We start from the raw sequence: 17,105 nt of genomic DNA, 5'->3' as shown, positions 1-17,105 counted from the left end.
GACCGCAGCGCCCGGGAGTCCTCCGACTCCCGGGCGCTGCGTCGTGTACCGGTCGGCATCACGACAGACGGATCGGTCGGCAGCGCCACCTACGACGACACCCTCGAACGGACCGACCTCGGCTGGCGAATCGCCCACCGTGTCGTTCGACCCCGCCGTGTACCGCTGCAACCGTGACCGATGGGCCCGGCACCGGCTGGGACCTACACGACCTCCAGCACTCCGGTCTGACACACCTCGGCGAATCCGGCGCAAGCCTGCTCGAACCGACCAGCGGTTACGCCATATCCGCCCGAAATTCGGCCGATACCGCGGCGACCCCTATCAGCCTGCCTCCAGAGCTGCCGCGACCCGGTCCATAACCTGCTGCCAATGCGTCCGCTGCTGTTCGCGCTGATTCGCGCTCGACAGCCGTTCCTGGTGGAAACGCAGATGGGTACGGTCCGCGGACGCGGGGGTGAGGGCGAGTTGGACGGTGGAGGAACCGTAGGTGAGGCGTATGCGGTCGCCGGGACGGAAGCTGCGCACTTCGCCGGTCGTTCCGGCACCGGTGCGGTACTGCGTACCCGGTTCGGGGTCGAGTTCGGCGCCGGGGCCGAGCCAGCAGGCCAGTCCGGCTGTGCTGGTGAGATAGCTCCAGACCACCTCCGGTGAATGCGGCAGGGTGCGGGCGACACCGATCTGCCAGCCGGCGTCCTTCGTGAGTCCGGTGGGCATGGCGGTCATCCTTTCTCGGGGTTGCGCGCGCGGTGCGCGCGCACTTTGCTGCGGTTACCGCAGTGCTCCATCGAGCACCACCGGCGTCGGCCGGGACGTGAGGTATCGACGTAGATCAGTTGACAGTCGGTCGCGGCGCAGGTGCGGATGCGGCGGGAATGCGGGCCGGTCAGCAGGTCGATCGCGTCCCGGGCCACGGTCGACAGCAGCGCGGTGCCCGAGCCGGGTGACCAGGTGCGGGCACCCGCCGGGGTGAGACCGGGGGTCAGCGGTGGTGCGGCGGCGAATGCATTCAGGACGTCCAGGTCGCGGGCGGTGGGAGTTTCGCCGTGGGAGCGGGCGCGGGCGACTTCGAACAGGGTGTCGCGGAGCTCGCGGGCGGCGGTGACCTCGTCGGCGGTCACCGCGAGCCGGGGGGTGGGGGTGAGCCGGGATCGTCCGGCCCAGGAGACCAGATCGGCGGGCGTGTGCAGGATTTCGTAGACCTGATAGGGGCCGGGGCCTCCGGTGGGAAGTAGTTCCAGGCACAGCGCGCCGGGGTCGAAGACGTAGTCGACGCCGGTATGGGAGCGCAATATCAAGCCGGGACCTGCTCCGGTAGTCATGTAACTAGTATAAGCGGTTACATGACTCTGGGCGAACCGGTTGAATGTTCCGGACAACTCCGGGGCATCCGCGCCACGGAAATGAATCGGATCCGCTACCAGACCAGCGTGAACTCCGGGATCCGGACCCGGCCGAAGAACCGCTTGTCGATATCGCTGCCGTCGCGGTTGTAGCCGTTCATGATCTCCGCCAGCTCCATGGCCAGCTCCTGCAACAGCGGACTCACCTGCTCGATACCGTCCTCGACCACCCAGCCCCACTCCCGCGGCACACTGTCGATCGTGATGTCGATACACCCGTGGTGCGGCAGATCCACCCGGATCTCGATCTGGACGGGAGCGTCGCCGAGCGGATCCCGTAAGGCCGGCTCACCCACCCTCGTCTGCGGCGCGAACATGATCCGCCCCAGCGCGATATCGGCGCGGATCATCTCCGCCACCGCCGGCAGATCGGCATGCTTACCCACCCGATGATGCCGGTTACCGTACGTTCGGTCGCCTGTTTGCGAGTCGCCGGAACGCATCAGCAGCCGGTCCAGCATGCGTTGCGCGGTGGCGCGTTCGTCGGCGCCGGTGTTGGGATGCTCGATCAATGCGCGCAGGCGCATGATCCGATGGCTCGCAATGATCGCCATGACAGGAAGACTAGCGAAATCCGGACCGATCCGGCGTCTCACTCGCGGGTACGCCCTCCCGAACCCCCCGCATTGGCGATCACCGAGGTCAGATGGTCATCCGGGGACAGTGATCCGTCGAAACCGGAGGACACCGCCAACGGCGAACGCACCGCCGTCCACACCTCCAGCACCCCGAACACCGTCATACAGCAACCGGCCGCCGCGGCCAACGCCTCGATACTGTCGAACGGCGCGATCGCGATCACCAGACCGGCCGTGAGTGTCACCAGACCGAACAACTCCTGCCGGCCGCTGCCGGTCACCTCGTCGTCGTCCCACACCCCCGCCACCGCATGCGCGATCCCCCGCACCGACCATGCCAGCCCCAGCCACATCGCCAGCAGCAGCGTCCAGTTCCCCGCCCGGAAACACAGCGTCGCCGTCACCAGCGACACCACCGCCGCAAGACCCAGCAGTGCCCGCGGGAACCGGCCCAGCCGGCTCCCGAACGCCACCGCCGCCAAGGTCACCGCATTGCACAGCAGCGAAAACATGAACAGATTGCCGACCGCGCCCAGCGATTTATCCGGCCACGCCACCGTCGCGATACCGATCACCGCCGAACAGACCCCCATCGACGCCATCGTCTGGCGAACTCCGCGACCGAACACCGGAGGATCATCCGGTTCCTCGTAGGACGGCATAGCTGAATGATATGGGTAGAGGCCGCGGATTGCCGCACAGTTGCCGCGAGTGTCCGTATACGCCCCCATCCCGGGCACACCACCCACCGGCTGAGCCCGCACCCCTCCGACACCACCTGCGCAAACTCCTGAGACGCGCCGCCACGGGACTACAGTCGCCCCAGCGACGCATCCGCCCCACCCGTCAGGAGGCTGCCGTGACCGTTCCCGCCCTGGCCTGGGCGTGCACCCTCGCGCTGATCGCCGGCCTCCTGCTGTTCGACTTCTTCTTCCACGTCCGCAACGCACACACCCCCACCCTCCGCGAGGCCGCGATATGGTCCGCCGCCTATATCGGTATCGCGATCGCGTTCGGATTCGCGGTCTGGCTGTTCGGCGGCGCCACGATGGGAGTGGAGTACTTCGCGGGCTACATCACCGAAAAAGCGCTTTCGGTGGACAACCTGTTCGTATTCCTCATCCTCATGACCACCTTCCGGGTCCCCGGCGCCTCCCAGCAGAAGGTCCTGCTGGTGGGAATCGTGTTCTCGCTGATCGTGCGCACCGGATTCATCTTCGTGGGCGCCGCACTGATCAACAATTTCGCCTGGGTCTTCTACGCGTTCGGCGCCGCACTGCTCATCACCGCCGGGAACATGCTCAAACCGGAGGGCGAGGACAGTCACGCCGGAGACAACATCGTGCTCCGGCTCGCCCGCAGATTCCTGCGCACCAGCGACCACTACGACGGCGACAAACTCGTCACCGTCGTCGACGGCCGCCGCCGGATCACCCCCATGCTGCTGGCCATGATCGCCATCGGTGGCACCGACGTCCTGTTCGCCCTCGACTCGATACCGGCCATCTTCGGACTCACCCAGAACGTCTTCATCGTCTTCAGCGCCACCGCGTTCTCCCTACTCGGCCTGCGTCAGCTGTTCTTCCTCCTCGAAGGGCTGCTGGACCGTCTCATCTACCTCGGCTTCGGCCTGGCCGCCATCCTCGCGTTCATCGGCGTCAAACTGATCCTGCACGCCATGCACGAGAACAACGTGCCCTTCATCAACCACGGCGACCCGATCCCGGTCACCGAAATCTCCACCGGCGCCTCGCTGGCGGTGATCGTAGCGATTCTCGTGGTCACGGTTGCCGCATCCTTGCTCAGCCCCGCCGGACGCGCCCAAACCGCGGTATCCAACGCCCGGCGGCACGCCACCCGCTACCTCGACCTCGGCTACGAAGCCGACCAATCACTACGCGAGCACACCTACGCCGAGATGACCGCCGAAGAACAGACCATCGCGAACCTGCCCCGCAAATACACCAGGCGCATCCGAGAAGGCGAAACCGAACTCATCGCGCTGCTCGAACACGCCCACTACGTGCACGCCGACCGCGTATCCCGCATCGAAGCCGGTCTCCCGCTGCGGATGTGACCGCCACAGTCCTCCGTGTCGCGCACCCCGGCGGCGCATACCGGGCGCGGTCCGGGCTAGGCCTCATCAAGGGCGGCGACCAGTCGTGCCGGAGCGACGACGCGGTAGGCCTCCGTCACGATCTCACCGACCTCCAACCAATCGACCGGCACATCCAGATACACGCCCAGCCAGCCCCGATGACCCACATAGGGCGGCCGGAAGAACCGATCCGGTTCGGCGGCCACCAGCGTCTCCTGCGTTCCCGGCGGCGCGGCGCACCAGAAGCCCACGCGGTCGTCGTGATGATGGTCGGAGTAGGTGACGAACGTCTTCCTGCCGCGCACGAACCAGGTGGGTTCGCCGTGGCTCAACCGTTCGGAGGTTTCCGGCAGCGCGGTACACAACGCCCGCAACTTCGGCAGCGGATCCTCGCTCATACCGCCACCGTACCGCGCGGTTCCCCGCGCCGGTTCACGCGCAACGGCACCGGACGGCCGTTGCGCGGCGGACCCTCACGCGCTCGGCTCATCGACCGCCACCAGTGCGTCGAGCTGACGTTCGGCCCGCTCGGCCCGGGCCAGGGTCTGGGTACGCGCGTGTTCGAGGGCCTCGATACGGCGAGCGGCGTCGCCGTGCGCCTTCTCGACGCGGGTATCGGCGTCGGCGCGGGCGGCGGCCAGATCGGCCGCCGCGGTCCGGCGGGTTTCGGCGAGCTCGGCACGGACGCCATCGAACTCGGCGCGCAGACGCTGCAGTTCCGCGCGCATCTCCTGAGCCGCTTCCGATCGTTCGGCGGCCGATCGTTCGGCACGTTCCAGGGCGCGCTCGGTATCGGCCGCGCGCTGGACCGCGAGATCGCGATCCGCAGCGGAGGCCTTCACCTGCTGGGCGCATTCACGTTCGGTGCGCGCGATATCGGCTTCGGCCGCACGACGGGCCCGGTCGATCTCGTCGCCGCACACAGCCTGGACGCGCTCGATCTCCTCGGCCGCCTCACGCCGAGCCGTCCGGATATCCTCGTCGGCCGCGCAACGGGCTGCGAAAACATCATCGGCGGCCCGGGTGGTGACGGCTTCGACCTCACGCATCGCATCATCCCGCGCGTTTTCTGCGGCGGTGACGCGGGACTGCGCGTCCGCGATCCGGGCATCGGCCGTCTCGGCCGTACTCACCGCGTCATCGGCTGCCTCCTCGGCCCGCCGACGTGCTTCGTTGGCGTCCCGACGGGCCTGTTCGGCTGCCGCGGCCGCCATCTCGGACTCCGCGATCCGGCGTGCCGCATCCGCCTGCACGGCCTGCACCTGCGCCTCGGCCGCCGAGGGGTCGGCGAGGGTGGACATTTCGGCCACCGCGGCGTTGAGGGTGGTGCCGAGTTGTTCGGCGAGGCCGCGGAACTGGGCGAGTAACTCGTCCGCTCGCAGCCGGGCCGATGTCACCGGACCCTGTTGCGTCACAGTGACAGAAGTGGCGGCGGGCTGTGACTCCTCTTGGAGTCGTTGTCTTTCCCGCCAGGCTCGCCACCGGGTGTGGTCGGGACGGTCGCAGTATTCCGATGGCCGGCCAGGACCCGAGGGGCGTGGAATCGGTTGGGTGCAGCCGGGGTAGTTGCAGGTGCTCGGCACGGTTGAATCGTAGCGTTGGTTTCGTCATTACACACGTAATGACACGAAACGAAATCCTCCGAGTTCGATAGCGATTCGGAAAAAGCGGCGCGTGCCCTAACCGCCGATAAGTGAACATTATCGGCGGTTAGAGGAGGTAGGGTGCGTGTAAACAGTCCGGCCTTCAATGCGTTTCGTTTCGTCACGGCCAACTAAACGTATTGGCAACGCAATTACCGAGGGAGTCCCACACCGGTGACCGAACCAGAATTCGACCTCGCCCTACCCGACACCGTCCGCACCGAACTCCGCCGCGGCGTCACCAGCGTGCTCGTCGACACGGCCGCATTACGCACAGTCCGCGAACGATTCGACACCGAACAGGCCACCGCCCTCGGCCGCTACCTCAGCGCCTCCCAATCACCGAACACTTTGCGCGCCTACCGCACCGACTGGACCGCATGGGCGGCCTGGTGCGCCGGCGAAAACCGCTGTGCCCTCCCCGCGGACCCCCTCGATATCGCCGTCTACCTCGCCGCCGCGGCCGACGCCCGCACTCCCACCGGCAGATACGCGTACGGACCCGCCACCCTCGAACGCAAATCCGCCGCCATCGCCGCCGTCCATGCCGCCAACGGCCTGCCCGCACCCACCCGCAGCGACGTCGTCCGCCTCACCCTCCGCGGTATCCGCCGCACCCGTCGCGCACGACCCAACCGCAAACGACCCGTCCTGCTACACACCCTCGGCGAACTTCTCACCGCACTCCCCGAACCCGGATGGCCGGGCGAACCCGCCCGCCGCCGCGACACCCTGCTCCTGCTCCTCGGCTTCGCCGGCGCACTACGCCGCAGCGAGCTGGCCGGTCTGCGTATCGGCGATATCCACTTCGGCACCGACCACAACACCGGCGAGCCCCTACTGCTCCTCCACCTGCCGAGCACGAAAACCGATCCCACCGGTGTCACCGAACAACACGTCGCGCTGCCCCGCGGCCGACAGGCACACACCTGTCCCGTCTGCGCCTGCGCCGACTGGCTACAGCTGCTCGCCGCCCACACCGACAACCCCCGCACCGTCCGCACCTGGATCGAAGAACACACCGGCGCCGACCCCCAGATCCACCGCTGCCACGGCTACCACCCCGACCCCCGCTTCTCACCGGAACAGCCTCTCCTGCCCGCGATCAACCGGCACGGCGGTATCGGCGACACCGCACTGTCCGGACGGGCCGTGGCCGAAATCGTCAAACGCTACGCCGCCCGCACCGGCCTGGACCCCGCCCTGTTCTCCGGCCACTCCCTGCGCGCCGGATTCGCCACCCAGGCCGCCCTGGGCGGCGCCGCGGACCGGGAGATCATGCGCCAGGGGCGGTGGAGCAACCCTCGCACCGTCCACCGCTATATCCGTACCGCGGATCCCCTCGCCGACAACGCCGTCACCAAACTCGGCCTCTGACCGCGAACCCGCCAACCCGGCCGCGGATCCGCTTCCATGACGGTGCGGTCTCGATCCGGCAACCCCGATGCCGAGGGTGCGTCCATCCGCCGCCCTCACACCGGGCCCGCGACCGATAACCGCGAGCGGCCCTCCGAGCAGCGATTATTCACCGAAATGGCGGGGGTCGCGGGGCGCCGGACTGTGCGAGGATGTGAGCGCTCCACGAGTCAGTCCGTTTCAAACCCCCTTTTGGAAGGATGCTCAGATGGCGCAAGAAACCGCTACTGCCGCGACCCGTACGAGTAACGGCAACGGCAGCAGTCAGGACGTCCAGAGCCTCGAGATGTTGCGCCGGGGCCTGGACGAGATCCGCCAGGAAGCGCAGAGCGCTCGGCAATTCGCCCAGCAGGCGCAGAACCTGGCCCGGCAGGTGCAACAGCAGGCCCGGCAGGTCCAGCACCAGTCCCAGGTCGCGCAGAACCTGGCCAACCAGGCCAACCAGCAGGCCCAGCAGGCCCGCCAGCAAGCGACTCAGGCGCAGAACCAGGCCCAGCAGGCCCAGTCCGAAGCCGACCGGGCCCAGAGCCAGGCTCAGCAGGCTCAGGGCGAGGCCAACCAGGCCGGCCAGCGCTGTCAGTCGGCCCAGGACCAGGCCGATCAGGCCGCCTACCTCGCCCAGCAGGCCGAGGAACAGTCCAGCCGGGCCCAGGACCGCGCGATGCAGTGGGAACTGCAGCTGCACCAGGTGCGCCAGCAGGTTCGCCAGATGTAGCCTTACCGCGCGATCGCGGGGCCACGGCCTCGCACTCTCCCACGGGACCCGGTGAACTGATCAGTTCACCGGGTCCCGTGCCGTCACCCGACACCCTCGCGGATTCCGAATTCGATAACCGGTATGGATCACAATTGCGGATTTGATAATCACCGCGTGTCGCGGTCGACGCCCGTGCTCCGATCGGGCATAGGCATTCTGTACCGTCCGCCGCAGACCTGAAACGAGACTCCTGTGCCGAAGCGCCCCGCTCATATCGCCATGATCGGCGTATCCGCGGTCAGCCACATCCTGCCCGGCCTCGAAATAATCCGCGAACTCACCGTCCGCGGCCACCGGGTCACCTACGCCAACGACCCCTCCGTCGCCGACCTGATCACCCCCACCGGCGCCGAAGTGGTCCCCTGCAGATCCACGCTGCCCACCGACGACAACATCTGGCCCGACGACCCCATCGCCGCAATGAGCCTGTTCCTCGACAACGCCGTCCAGGCCCTCCCGCAGCTACGCGCCGCCTACGACCAGGACCCGGCCGATCTCTACCTCTACGATATCGGCGCCTACGCCGCCCGCGCCCTCGCCGAAAGTCAGCAGCGGCCACTCCTGCAACTGTCACCGACCTACGTCGCCTGGTCGGACTACGACAACGATATGGCCGCCCAACTCTGGCAACTGCCCGGAGCCGACGTCTACCGGAACCGCTTCTCCCATTGGCTCGCCGAATCCGGCGCCACCACCACCGACGTCGACGAATTCTCCGGCCGCCCGGCCCGAGCCCTCGCCCTGATCGCCCGCGCCATGCAACCCCATGCCGAACAGGTCGACAACCAGGCGGTCACCTTCGTCGGACCGTGCTTGCGCACCGGCGCCGAACGCGGCACCTGGACCCGGCCCTCCGACGCCGGCAAGGTCCTGCTCATCTCCCTCGGCTCCTCCTATACCCGGCAGCCCGAGTTCTACCGCCAGTGCCTGGCGGCCTATGGCGACCTCCCCGGCTGGCACGTCGTCCTCCAGATCGGCAAACACACCGACCCCCAAGAGCTCGGCCGCATACCCGCCAACGTCGAAGTGCATTCCTGGGTACCGCAACTCGCCATCCTCGAACAGGCCGACGCGTTCGTCACCCACGCCGGAATGGGCAGCAGCGGTGAAGGACTCCTCACCGGCGTACCCATGATCGCGGTACCCCAAGGTGCCGAACAATTCATCAACGCCGATCAACTGGTATCGCTGGGCATCGCGCGGCGGATCGATACCGCCGACGCCGACGCCATATCCCTGCGGACAGCGTTGCTCGAACTGACCGCCGACCCCGAGGTCGCCCATCGCTGCGCCACACTTCGTGCCGAAACCCTGGCCCAAGGCGGAACCGAGCGCGCGGCCGACCTCATCGAGGCAATGGTGTGAGGTTGCAGGGGCACCGCAGGCAGCTCCTCCCTGGCCGTCGCATGCTGGCCAAAAACAACCCATGGTGCTAGACAACTGTATGGATATGTGTCCGCGGCCCGTGGGGCCGCCGGGGCGCGTCGCGGAATCGAAGGAGAGCACGTCTTGAGCGCAGAGGAACAGGTCGCGGTCGTCATCGGCGGCGCCTCCGGAATCGGCTGGGCCACCGCACAGCTCATGGCCGGGCGTGGAGAAACCGTTGTCATCGCCGACCTCGACAGCGACGCCGCGGACGCACGGGCGGCCGCACTCGGCGCGACCGCGACCGCCCATCAGGTGGACGTCACCGACGGGGCCGGAATGCGCACCCTCTTCGACGCCGTCCTCGATCGCCACGGCGCAATCGGCACCGTCGTCGACTGCGCCGGGATCTCCCGGCCGGGCACCATCGCCGATCTCTCGCTCGACGACTGGAAAGCCACTGTCGACGTCTGTCTCACCGGCGCGTTTCTCACCGTCAAAGAGGCCGCACGGACCGTCCGCGACGGCGGGTCGGTGGTTCTGGTCGCCTCCCTGAACGGCCGGCAACCCGGAGTCGGGATGAGCGCCTACTGTTCGGCCAAGGCCGGGGTCCTCATGCTTACCGAAGTAGCCGCGATGGAGCTCGCACCTCGCGTTCGCGTGAACGCGGTCAATCCGGGCTTCGTCCACACCCCGCTGACCTACGGCGCGACGCTCGTACCCGGCCTCGTCGAGGAATACCTCGAAAACACACCGCTGGGCCGGGCGGGCACACCGGAAGATGTCGCACAGACTATCGGCTTCCTCACCTCCGACGCCGCCGGCTGGATGACCGGGTCGGCCGTGGACCTCAACGGCGGCGCCCACACGATGCGATACCCGGATATCGTGCGCCGCGTATCCGAGATGACAACAGGCAGCTGAGGCCCCGCGTCTTTGTGGTCTTTTTGAGGTGACGTGTTCGCCCTTGGTCTAAGGTGTGATGGATTGATGTTGTAATGCGCATATCTAGGTATCTATCTATTTTGTTGACCATAGTGCGAACACACGTACTACCTTATGAGCAGGTCGAACTGAACATGACCAGTCGTCTCACCCTCGCCGGTTCCTGAAGGTGGAAGCCGTTGAGTTGGCTGGAGGTTACGTCCCCCCGAACTCTCCCAAGTGCTCGACCAGTTCGGGGACGGTCGCAAGCACCTGTGGATCGACACTTGCGCGGATCAGATCGGCTTCCTTCTCACCCCGTTGTCCCTCGAGAATGACGACAACGAAATCAGCCGGCAGCGAGTCGTGGATACCGCCCCGGCGAGCGGTCGCGGTCATCGCCTTACAGACCCTGGCCATGGCGCGGTCGTGTGCCGCCTCGAGCGCGTCCATCGTTGCATCCTGGGCGGCATCAGTGCCGGCCGTGTGGAACTCTTCGCTGAGGCGTTGGTACCACGGCCGCATCGGGTCGCCCGCGGCATCCAGAACGTCCCATCGCCACTCCGGAGGGGCGAACCGCGTCGAATATCCGTTGTTCTGGTGCACCGCCGCCTCCGTGTTGGCCGCAAGAGCCGGCGGGAGGATCTGGATGTCGTCGCTGTAGAAGAGGTGGAAGGCCGCCGCGTACAACCGCTCGCCCGGATGCGCTGCGGCGAGGTCGGCCAGGCTGTGGCATCCGCTGTCGTACCATGCCGTCTCGAAGGCATTCCAATCCACCGGCACACGCTACCGCGCCCCGCGGGCCCGGGAAAGCCGCTCCCCTCCCCCGTCGCTGGGTACAGCCTCGAGAACATCGGTGGCTGCACGGCCGCGGCCGTGCACGCAACCGAGATCCGAGCCCTACTGGACTACCTCGACCATGTCCGAGCGCGTGCTCGACATGACGGGCACGTCGCGGCGTTGAGCCGCGCCTTGCCGCCGCAGGCCCTATCTCCGGCCTGATCAACCTCTATCGCGACACAGCGCAGCGGCCGAGCCCTGCCCACGGCTATACGCATATTCGCACGTATACGTATTTATTCTCAGTCGGAAGGATGCGCCATACGCATAGAGCGAAACGCCAGATCCTCGAACCATTCCTGGACCGGCATGGTCCCGGTCGGCGACACCGCCCTCGCGGTTACCGACACCGGCGGACCCGGCATCCCGGTCCTCTACGTCAACGGCCACGTCGCTACTCAACACCGTTGGCGGCGCGTGATTGCCGAACTCGGACCGGGCTGGCGCCACAGCACCTACGACATGCGAGCCCGTGGCAAATTGAAGGCCTCGGCGAACTATTCGTTCGCGACCAACGTCGCCGACATCGACGCGGTCCTGGCCGCCCGCGGTGTATCCCGGGCGCTGGTGATCGACTGGTCCTACGGCGCTTTCGTCGCGGCGCGCTGGACCAGCCGCAATCCCGATCGGGCAATCGGCGCGGTCCTGGTCGACGGAGCGAAACCACAGCAACATCCTGCGCAAGGACTTTCGTACCATTGCCGAGGCAGTTCGCGTGGTCGGCGGGCTCGACCGCATGCAGCGCTGAGATGGCATCCAGGCGGCGGCCGCGGAGCCACTCCGGTAGGCCGCCCGTCGGAAACATGCGGATGTCCGCCGGATAGTGACCACCGCCCGTGGGGTCGATCTCGGCGCCGCCTCCCATCGCATCACGTCGGTAGCGGAAAGAAGATCGGGCTGATGAGGTACTTGTGTCGACCACCTTCCGGTGAGTTCGAGGCGATCGACTCGAGGATTTTCTCGAGCTGAGTTATGAGGTGGGCGCGTTCGTCGTCGGTGAGCCACACGGGCAATTGGATGTAGGAGACCTTGTCGCGGTAGGGGTCGGCGCCGGTGGTGTGCAGGTAGTGCTGAAAGCTCGATGCCAGCACACTCATGGCTGCAGCGAACAGGGATTGATGATCGTCGGTGGTCAATGCGGCCATCTCCGCGGGCGGCATCGCCGCGCCACCGGGTGCGAATCGGTAGGTCCGTTCGACTGCTCCACGGCGCCGCTCTTCGTGATGCACGACCAATATGCCGGCGTCGAGCAGCACGGCGAGCTGACGATACAGCGTCGGCCGCGAGACATCGGGTAGCGAATCCAGCAACGAAGCGGCCGTGAACTCGCGGCCGTCCATGACTGTGTTGATGATGCGGATTCGTACAGGGTTGCGAAGTACCTCTACCAGCTCCATATTCCAATGGTCTCATAAGGTGATACCGTTCTCATATGTCGATACCAATCACGGGGCCGTTGGGTGATCGCGTCGCGGTCGGCGCACGGACGCTGTGGACACTGCGCGCCGAACCCGCAGGCGACCCGGTTCTCTTCCTTCCCGGCGCCGGCAGTTTCGGGCTGGACTATTACCGGGTATACGGCCTGATCAAGGAACGCTCTGCCCCGATCCTGTACGACCGCGCGGGTACCGGATGGAGCGAGGACGTAGCACTTCCGCGCACCCTGGACGACGTCACCGACGAGATCACCGATCTCCTGGCCGCCCTAGGAGTGGAGTCGGCTGTGACACTGGTCGGCCACTCCCTCGGGGGTGCCTACGCCCAACGCTTCGCGCAGCGCTTTCCTGATCGGGTCGCCCGGCTCGTGCTGATCGATCCACTGCACCAGGACTGGGACGACTTCGTGCCGCCCGAGCTCCAATTCGGCGCGGCACCGGTCACCGACAACGCGCAGATGCCCGAACTTCCGGCGCAAGCGATCGACCGGATACGGACCGCGATGGAAATCGCTTTCAGAGATTTCCCGACCGAGATCGGTAAAGCAGCTCTGGACCTGCATATGAGCACCGGACGGTTCCCCGTCGGGTTCCGGGAGGGCCTGAACGCGGCGCACCTGCTCGACGAACTCCGGGACGGAGGTCCGCTGCCCGAAGTTCCGACGCAGCTCATCAGCGCGACCGGAACAGACGCACAGCAACGCCTTTTTGTGCCCGCGGACCTTCTGCAACAGCAACTGGAGGGAAGTGAGCGGCTCTACGACAGTATCGCCGAAAGGCACTCATGGGTGGAGCGCATCACGGTGCCCGACGCATCACACGCGAATCTGCCCATGGTCCGCCCGGATATCGTTGCCGCCGGCGCCGCACCGGTGATGCAGGACGGCCGGCAACGCTGACGATCTCATCGATATCGAGCGCGGCCGCCCTCGATATCACAATCCAGGGGGCCGAGGCACTCGGCTCTCAGACCACACCGGCGAGCACCGCTCCCGCAGCGGTACATCCGGCCCCAAGATCTGGACGACCTTCTATCGACTCAGGGCCGCCCATACATGTGTAGATGCGCATATCTAGGTATCCTTCTGTATTCGGATTTTCGGCGGACAGGTCTCGGCCCTGGTCCATTCGCACCGGCCCCGCCCTAGACTCACCGCAGGCCGAGAAGTGAACGTACCGACTCGAATCCGGACGCGATACCGCCCCGGCACACCGCCCGAGGGCGTGCAGTGGCCGGTCCAGAACAGGAGACCGATCCGATGGGTCCAGTGAACCGCCGTCGATTCCTCACCACCGGCGCGGTCACCGCCGGCGTCCTCGCCCTCGGGGCGGCGCCCGCGGTGGCCCGCCCCGCTCCCCCGATCGAGGTTGCACCACTGGGACCCGATTTCCTGTGGGGCGTCGCGTCGTCCGGTTTCCAGTCCGAGGGCCGGGCCCCGGACAGCAATTGGACCCGCTACATCGCCGCGGGGAAAACCGAGGATCCCTACCGCGACTCGGTGGACTTCTACTCGCGCTACCGATCCGATATCGCCCTCGCCGCGCAGCTGGGGGTCGGGGTGTACCGGATCGGGATCGAATGGGCTCGTGTGCAACCCCACCCGGGCGCGTGGGACGGGAACGGTCTCCGCTACTACGACGACGTGATCGCGACGATCCGGGGCGCCGGGATGCGGCCGATGCTCACCCTGGACCACTGGGTGTATCCGGGCTGGGAATTCGACCGCGGCGGATGGCGGCGTGACGAGACGGTCGCCGACTGGCTCACCTACGCGCGTGCCGTGGTCGATCGATACGCGGGACACGATCCGCTGTGGATCACCTTCAACGAACCGGCCGTATATCTGATGAACGAGGTGCGTCACGGCGGGATCGGGGTGGCCGATATCCCGGCCGTGCAGGACCGGATGGCCGCGGCGCACAACGCGATCTATGACCATATCCACAGCGTTCGACCCGGATCGATGGTCAGCAGCAACGTTGCTTATATCCCCACCGCCGACGATGCCGTCAACGGGGGCTTCCTGAACCGGATAGCGGCGAAACTCGACTACATCGGTATCGACTACTACTACGGGTTCTCCCCGGAGGGAGTCCTCGCCCGGTTCCCCGACCCCACAAAGCTGTGGACGGTGTCACTGCAGTCGGAAGGCATCTACTATGCGCTCGACCACTACGCCCGGCGCTATCCCGGTATGCCGCTCTACATCGTCGAGAACGGGATGCCGACCGAGAACGGTCATCCCCGCGCGGACGGGTCCGGGCGTGCGGACCTGCTCCGCGACACCGTCTACTGGCTGCAACGCGCGGCGGCCGACGGGATGAACCTCATGGGCTACAACTACTGGAGCCTGACCGACAACTACGAGTGGGGTTCGTATACGCCCAGGTTCGGGCTCTACACGGTCGACGTGCTCCACGATCCGGCGCTGACCCGCCGACCCACCGACGCGGTGGCGGCCTACGCCGCGATAACAGCGGCGGGCGGGGTGCCCGGCAACTACCGTCCGACCCGGGCGCCCGCGCGCTGCTCGGTCACCGACGGCCTGTCCAGCTGTATCGACCAGGTCACCGTGCCGCGCTGAGCCGGGCCCGCGTGCGGTGAACTGCCCGCGTCGGTGCGGCGTGCGAGACTGACCGGGTGAACGGGGAGAAAGAAATCCGCGACGACAGCACCCGGGACACCGTGGCCTCCCGCCCGGACCGGGGGGACGTGATGGGTTCAGGGGTGCTGTGGCTCGCGAAATGGGCCGTATGCATTGTCGCGATCGCGGCCGGAGCCTGGGTTCTCGGGTTCCTGGCCGCGCGACTGTGGGTGGTATTGCTGCCGGTGCTGCTGGCCATCGTCGTCGCCACCGTGCTGTGGCCACCGACCAGGCTCCTGGTGAAGGCCGGATTGCCGCCGGCCGCGGCGGCCGGACTGACGGTGGTCGGGTTCATCGGGGTTCTGGCGGGCAGTATCGCGCTGATCGTGCCGTCGGTGGTGGATCAGGTGCCCGAACTGTCGGACAAGGCCACCACCGGTATCAACACCGTGCGCGATTGGCTGCAGGGGCCGCCCCTCAACGTGCGTGACGAACAGCTGGACTCGGCCGTCGACGCGGTGGTGTCGCGGCTGCAGTCCAGTGCCGAACAGATCGCGACGGGGGTGTTCACCGGGGTCAGCACCGCGACCTCGGTGCTGGTGACGATCTTCCTGGTGCTGGTGCTCTCGTTCTTCTTCGTCAAGGACGGGCCCCGGTTCATTCCGTGGATGCACAAATTCCTCGGCGGCCGCGGCGGCCGCCACCTCGAGGAAGTGCTGGTACGGGTGTGGGATGTGCTGGGCGGATTCATCCGGACGCAGGCGGTGGTGAGCTTCATCGACGCCTTCTTCATCGGGATCGGCCTGGTGATCCTCGGGGTTCCGCTGTGGGGGGTGCTCACCGCACTGACCTTCCTCGGTGGATTCATCCCCATGGTCGGCGCGTTCGTCGCCGGCGCGCTGGCGGTGCTGGTGGCTCTGGTCGGAAACGGATTCACGACCGCCCTCATCGTGCTGGTGATCATCATCGCCGTCCAGCAGCTGGAGGGCAATGTCCTGCAGCCGGTACTGCAGAGCCGGACCATGAAGCTGCACGCGGTGGTGGTGCTGCTGGCCGTCACGGGTGGCGGCACACTCTACGGAATCACCGGGGCCTTCCTCGCCGTACCCGTGGTCGCGGTGGTCGCGGTGGTCATCCGCTATATCAGCGAGCAGATCGACGCCGAGGTCGCCGGTCGCGCGGCGGGCAGCGGACCGGTCGCCGGGGCGGCCGAGGCTCCGGAAACCGACGGCACGCAGCCTACGACCCCGGAGAAGTAGGCCGTCTCCGTTCAGACGACACCGAGCAGCGCGTCCCAGGCACCGATATGCACCTCGAAAACCTGGTCACGCCGCGTGAAGGTGTCGGCTCCGTACATATCGAAGACATCGGCATTGACCGCGCCGAACAGGGAGCAATACACCGTCAGCGCCCGGGCAACCACCCAGTCCGGCAGATCGAGTTCGAGCTCTTCGCATACCCGCCGGAGGTCGCCGCCGAGCGGTTCGGCGACGGCCTCGTCCGCCCGCTGCCCGGTGAGCAGACCCTGGCGGTACGCCCGGTCGACGAGCTGGAGCAACGTCACGATGATCCGCGTGCCGGGAGCCACCGTGCGGTCGGCCGGCGCCGCGTAACCGGGGACCGGGGTACCGAACAGCAGGCCGTACCAGGCAGGTTCGGCGAGCGCCCAGGAACGCACCGTCCGGGCGGTGATCCGGAGCCGCTCGACCGGGTCGTCGGGGGCGGTCGCCAGCGCCGCGTCGACGGTGTCGCCGAGTGTGTCGTAGCCGTCGATCACCAGCAGGGTCAGCAGTTCGTCCCGGCTTCGGACATAGCGGTAAACCGCCGAGGACACAACTCCTAGATCGCGGGCCACGGCGCGTAGCGACAACGCGGCGGCACCGTCGGTGGCGAGGTGTTCGCGCCCGATGCGCAGAATATCGGCCATGGTCTGGGCCCGGGCCCGGGCGCGCGGGGTGGTCATATCCCGAGCCTCGCCTATTCGGAGAGCACTGTCAACAATAGTGACTATCGCTTCCACCTTGCTATGTTAATGTTACCGCCAGTCACTGATGACATTT

At 66.9% G+C, this 17,105-nt stretch carries 18 protein-coding genes; 9 read left to right on the top strand and 9 right to left on the bottom strand.

The genetic code is table 11. The features are described 5' to 3' along the window. Positions 1–324: 324 nt before the first annotated feature. From AB0F41_RS03710 to AB0F41_RS03695, 4 genes are all read right to left on the bottom strand, one after another. On the bottom strand, positions 325–717 hold the full coding sequence (locus AB0F41_RS03710) for an SRPBCC domain-containing protein (RefSeq protein WP_357421147.1): 393 nt from the start codon (positions 715–717) through the stop codon (positions 325–327). 5 nt (positions 718–722) lie between these two features. Further along, the gene (locus AB0F41_RS03705) at positions 723–1,322 is read right to left on the bottom strand and encodes a CGNR zinc finger domain-containing protein (protein ID WP_357421146.1); all 600 of its coding nucleotides are present in this window, start codon (positions 1,320–1,322) and stop codon (positions 723–725) included. A 95-nt stretch (positions 1,323–1,417) separates the two neighbouring features. After that, entirely contained in the window at positions 1,418–1,957 is a 540-nt protein-coding gene (locus AB0F41_RS03700; RefSeq protein WP_357421145.1) for a hypothetical protein, read from the bottom strand. 38 nt (positions 1,958–1,995) lie between these two features. Continuing rightward, positions 1,996–2,643, bottom strand: coding sequence for a DUF308 domain-containing protein (locus tag AB0F41_RS03695; RefSeq protein WP_357421144.1), 648 nt, complete (start codon positions 2,641–2,643; stop codon positions 1,996–1,998). 197 nt (positions 2,644–2,840) lie between these two features. Between AB0F41_RS03695 and AB0F41_RS03690 the strand changes: the two genes are divergently transcribed. After that, entirely contained in the window at positions 2,841–4,058 is a 1,218-nt protein-coding gene (locus tag AB0F41_RS03690; protein ID WP_357421143.1) for a TerC family protein, read from the top strand. 56 nt (positions 4,059–4,114) lie between these two features. Here the strand turns inward: AB0F41_RS03690 and AB0F41_RS03685 are convergent, their stop codons facing one another. Both AB0F41_RS03685 and AB0F41_RS03680 read right to left on the bottom strand, forming a co-directional pair. After that, positions 4,115–4,477, bottom strand: coding sequence for an MmcQ/YjbR family DNA-binding protein (locus AB0F41_RS03685; RefSeq protein WP_357421142.1), 363 nt, complete (start codon positions 4,475–4,477; stop codon positions 4,115–4,117). Between the two features lie 75 nt (positions 4,478–4,552). Next, on the bottom strand, positions 4,553–5,494 hold the full coding sequence (locus tag AB0F41_RS03680; protein WP_357421141.1) for a hypothetical protein: 942 nt from the start codon (positions 5,492–5,494) through the stop codon (positions 4,553–4,555). 402 nt (positions 5,495–5,896) lie between these two features. Between AB0F41_RS03680 and AB0F41_RS03675 the strand changes: the two genes are divergently transcribed. From AB0F41_RS03675 to AB0F41_RS03660, 4 genes are all read left to right on the top strand, one after another. Then, complete coding sequence (locus tag AB0F41_RS03675; protein WP_357421140.1) at positions 5,897–7,099, top strand: site-specific integrase; 1,203 nt, start codon at positions 5,897–5,899, stop codon at positions 7,097–7,099. 247 nt (positions 7,100–7,346) lie between these two features. Beyond that, positions 7,347–7,853 carry a hypothetical protein gene (locus AB0F41_RS03670; protein WP_357421139.1) on the top strand — a complete coding sequence of 169 codons (507 nt, stop codon included), beginning with the start codon at positions 7,347–7,349 and terminating at the stop codon, positions 7,851–7,853. 234 nt (positions 7,854–8,087) lie between these two features. Then, complete coding sequence (locus AB0F41_RS03665; protein ID WP_357421138.1) at positions 8,088–9,260, top strand: macrolide family glycosyltransferase; 1,173 nt, start codon at positions 8,088–8,090, stop codon at positions 9,258–9,260. Between the two features lie 144 nt (positions 9,261–9,404). Next, the gene (locus AB0F41_RS03660; RefSeq protein WP_357421137.1) at positions 9,405–10,184 is read left to right on the top strand and encodes an SDR family NAD(P)-dependent oxidoreductase; all 780 of its coding nucleotides are present in this window, start codon (positions 9,405–9,407) and stop codon (positions 10,182–10,184) included. A 216-nt stretch (positions 10,185–10,400) separates the two neighbouring features. Here AB0F41_RS03660 and AB0F41_RS03655 read toward each other — a convergent pair whose 3' ends face one another. Next, complete coding sequence (locus AB0F41_RS03655; protein WP_357421136.1) at positions 10,401–10,961, bottom strand: DUF4303 domain-containing protein; 561 nt, start codon at positions 10,959–10,961, stop codon at positions 10,401–10,403. Positions 10,962–11,333: 372 nt separating this feature from the next. Between AB0F41_RS03655 and AB0F41_RS03650 the strand changes: the two genes are divergently transcribed. After that, positions 11,334–11,993 carry an alpha/beta hydrolase gene (locus AB0F41_RS03650; RefSeq protein WP_357421135.1) on the top strand — a complete coding sequence of 220 codons (660 nt, stop codon included), beginning with the start codon at positions 11,334–11,336 and terminating at the stop codon, positions 11,991–11,993. On the opposite strand, the gene AB0F41_RS03645 is transcribed toward AB0F41_RS03650, so the two are convergent. Then, positions 11,894–12,421, bottom strand: coding sequence for a helix-turn-helix domain-containing protein (locus tag AB0F41_RS03645; RefSeq protein WP_357421134.1), 528 nt, complete (start codon positions 12,419–12,421; stop codon positions 11,894–11,896). The two genes, AB0F41_RS03650 and AB0F41_RS03645, sit on opposite strands and share 100 nt — an antisense overlap. Positions 12,422–12,456: 35 nt before the next feature. On the opposite strand from AB0F41_RS03645, the gene AB0F41_RS03640 reads away from it, so the two are divergent. From AB0F41_RS03640 to AB0F41_RS03630, 3 genes are all read left to right on the top strand, one after another. After that, positions 12,457–13,359: an alpha/beta hydrolase gene (locus tag AB0F41_RS03640; RefSeq protein WP_357421133.1), complete on the top strand. Its 903-nt coding sequence runs from the start codon at positions 12,457–12,459 to the stop codon at positions 13,357–13,359. 360 nt (positions 13,360–13,719) lie between these two features. Further along, a complete protein-coding gene (locus AB0F41_RS03635; protein WP_357421132.1) occupies positions 13,720–15,045 on the top strand; it encodes a family 1 glycosylhydrolase in 1,326 nt (441 codons plus the stop codon). Between the two features lie 131 nt (positions 15,046–15,176). Next, entirely contained in the window at positions 15,177–16,304 is a 1,128-nt protein-coding gene (locus AB0F41_RS03630; protein WP_357421431.1) for an AI-2E family transporter, read from the top strand. An 11-nt stretch (positions 16,305–16,315) separates the two neighbouring features. Here the strand turns inward: AB0F41_RS03630 and AB0F41_RS03625 are convergent, their stop codons facing one another. Further along, positions 16,316–17,008, bottom strand: coding sequence for a TetR/AcrR family transcriptional regulator (locus AB0F41_RS03625; RefSeq protein ID WP_357421131.1), 693 nt, complete (start codon positions 17,006–17,008; stop codon positions 16,316–16,318). Positions 17,009–17,105: the final 97 nt, after the last annotated feature.

This window comes from Nocardia sp. NPDC024068 (assembly GCF_040638875.1).
Lineage (GTDB): Bacteria > Actinomycetota > Actinomycetes > Mycobacteriales > Mycobacteriaceae > Nocardia.
The sequence above is the reverse complement of the archived record's forward strand: the minus strand, read 5'-3'. Positions and strand labels throughout refer to the sequence as shown.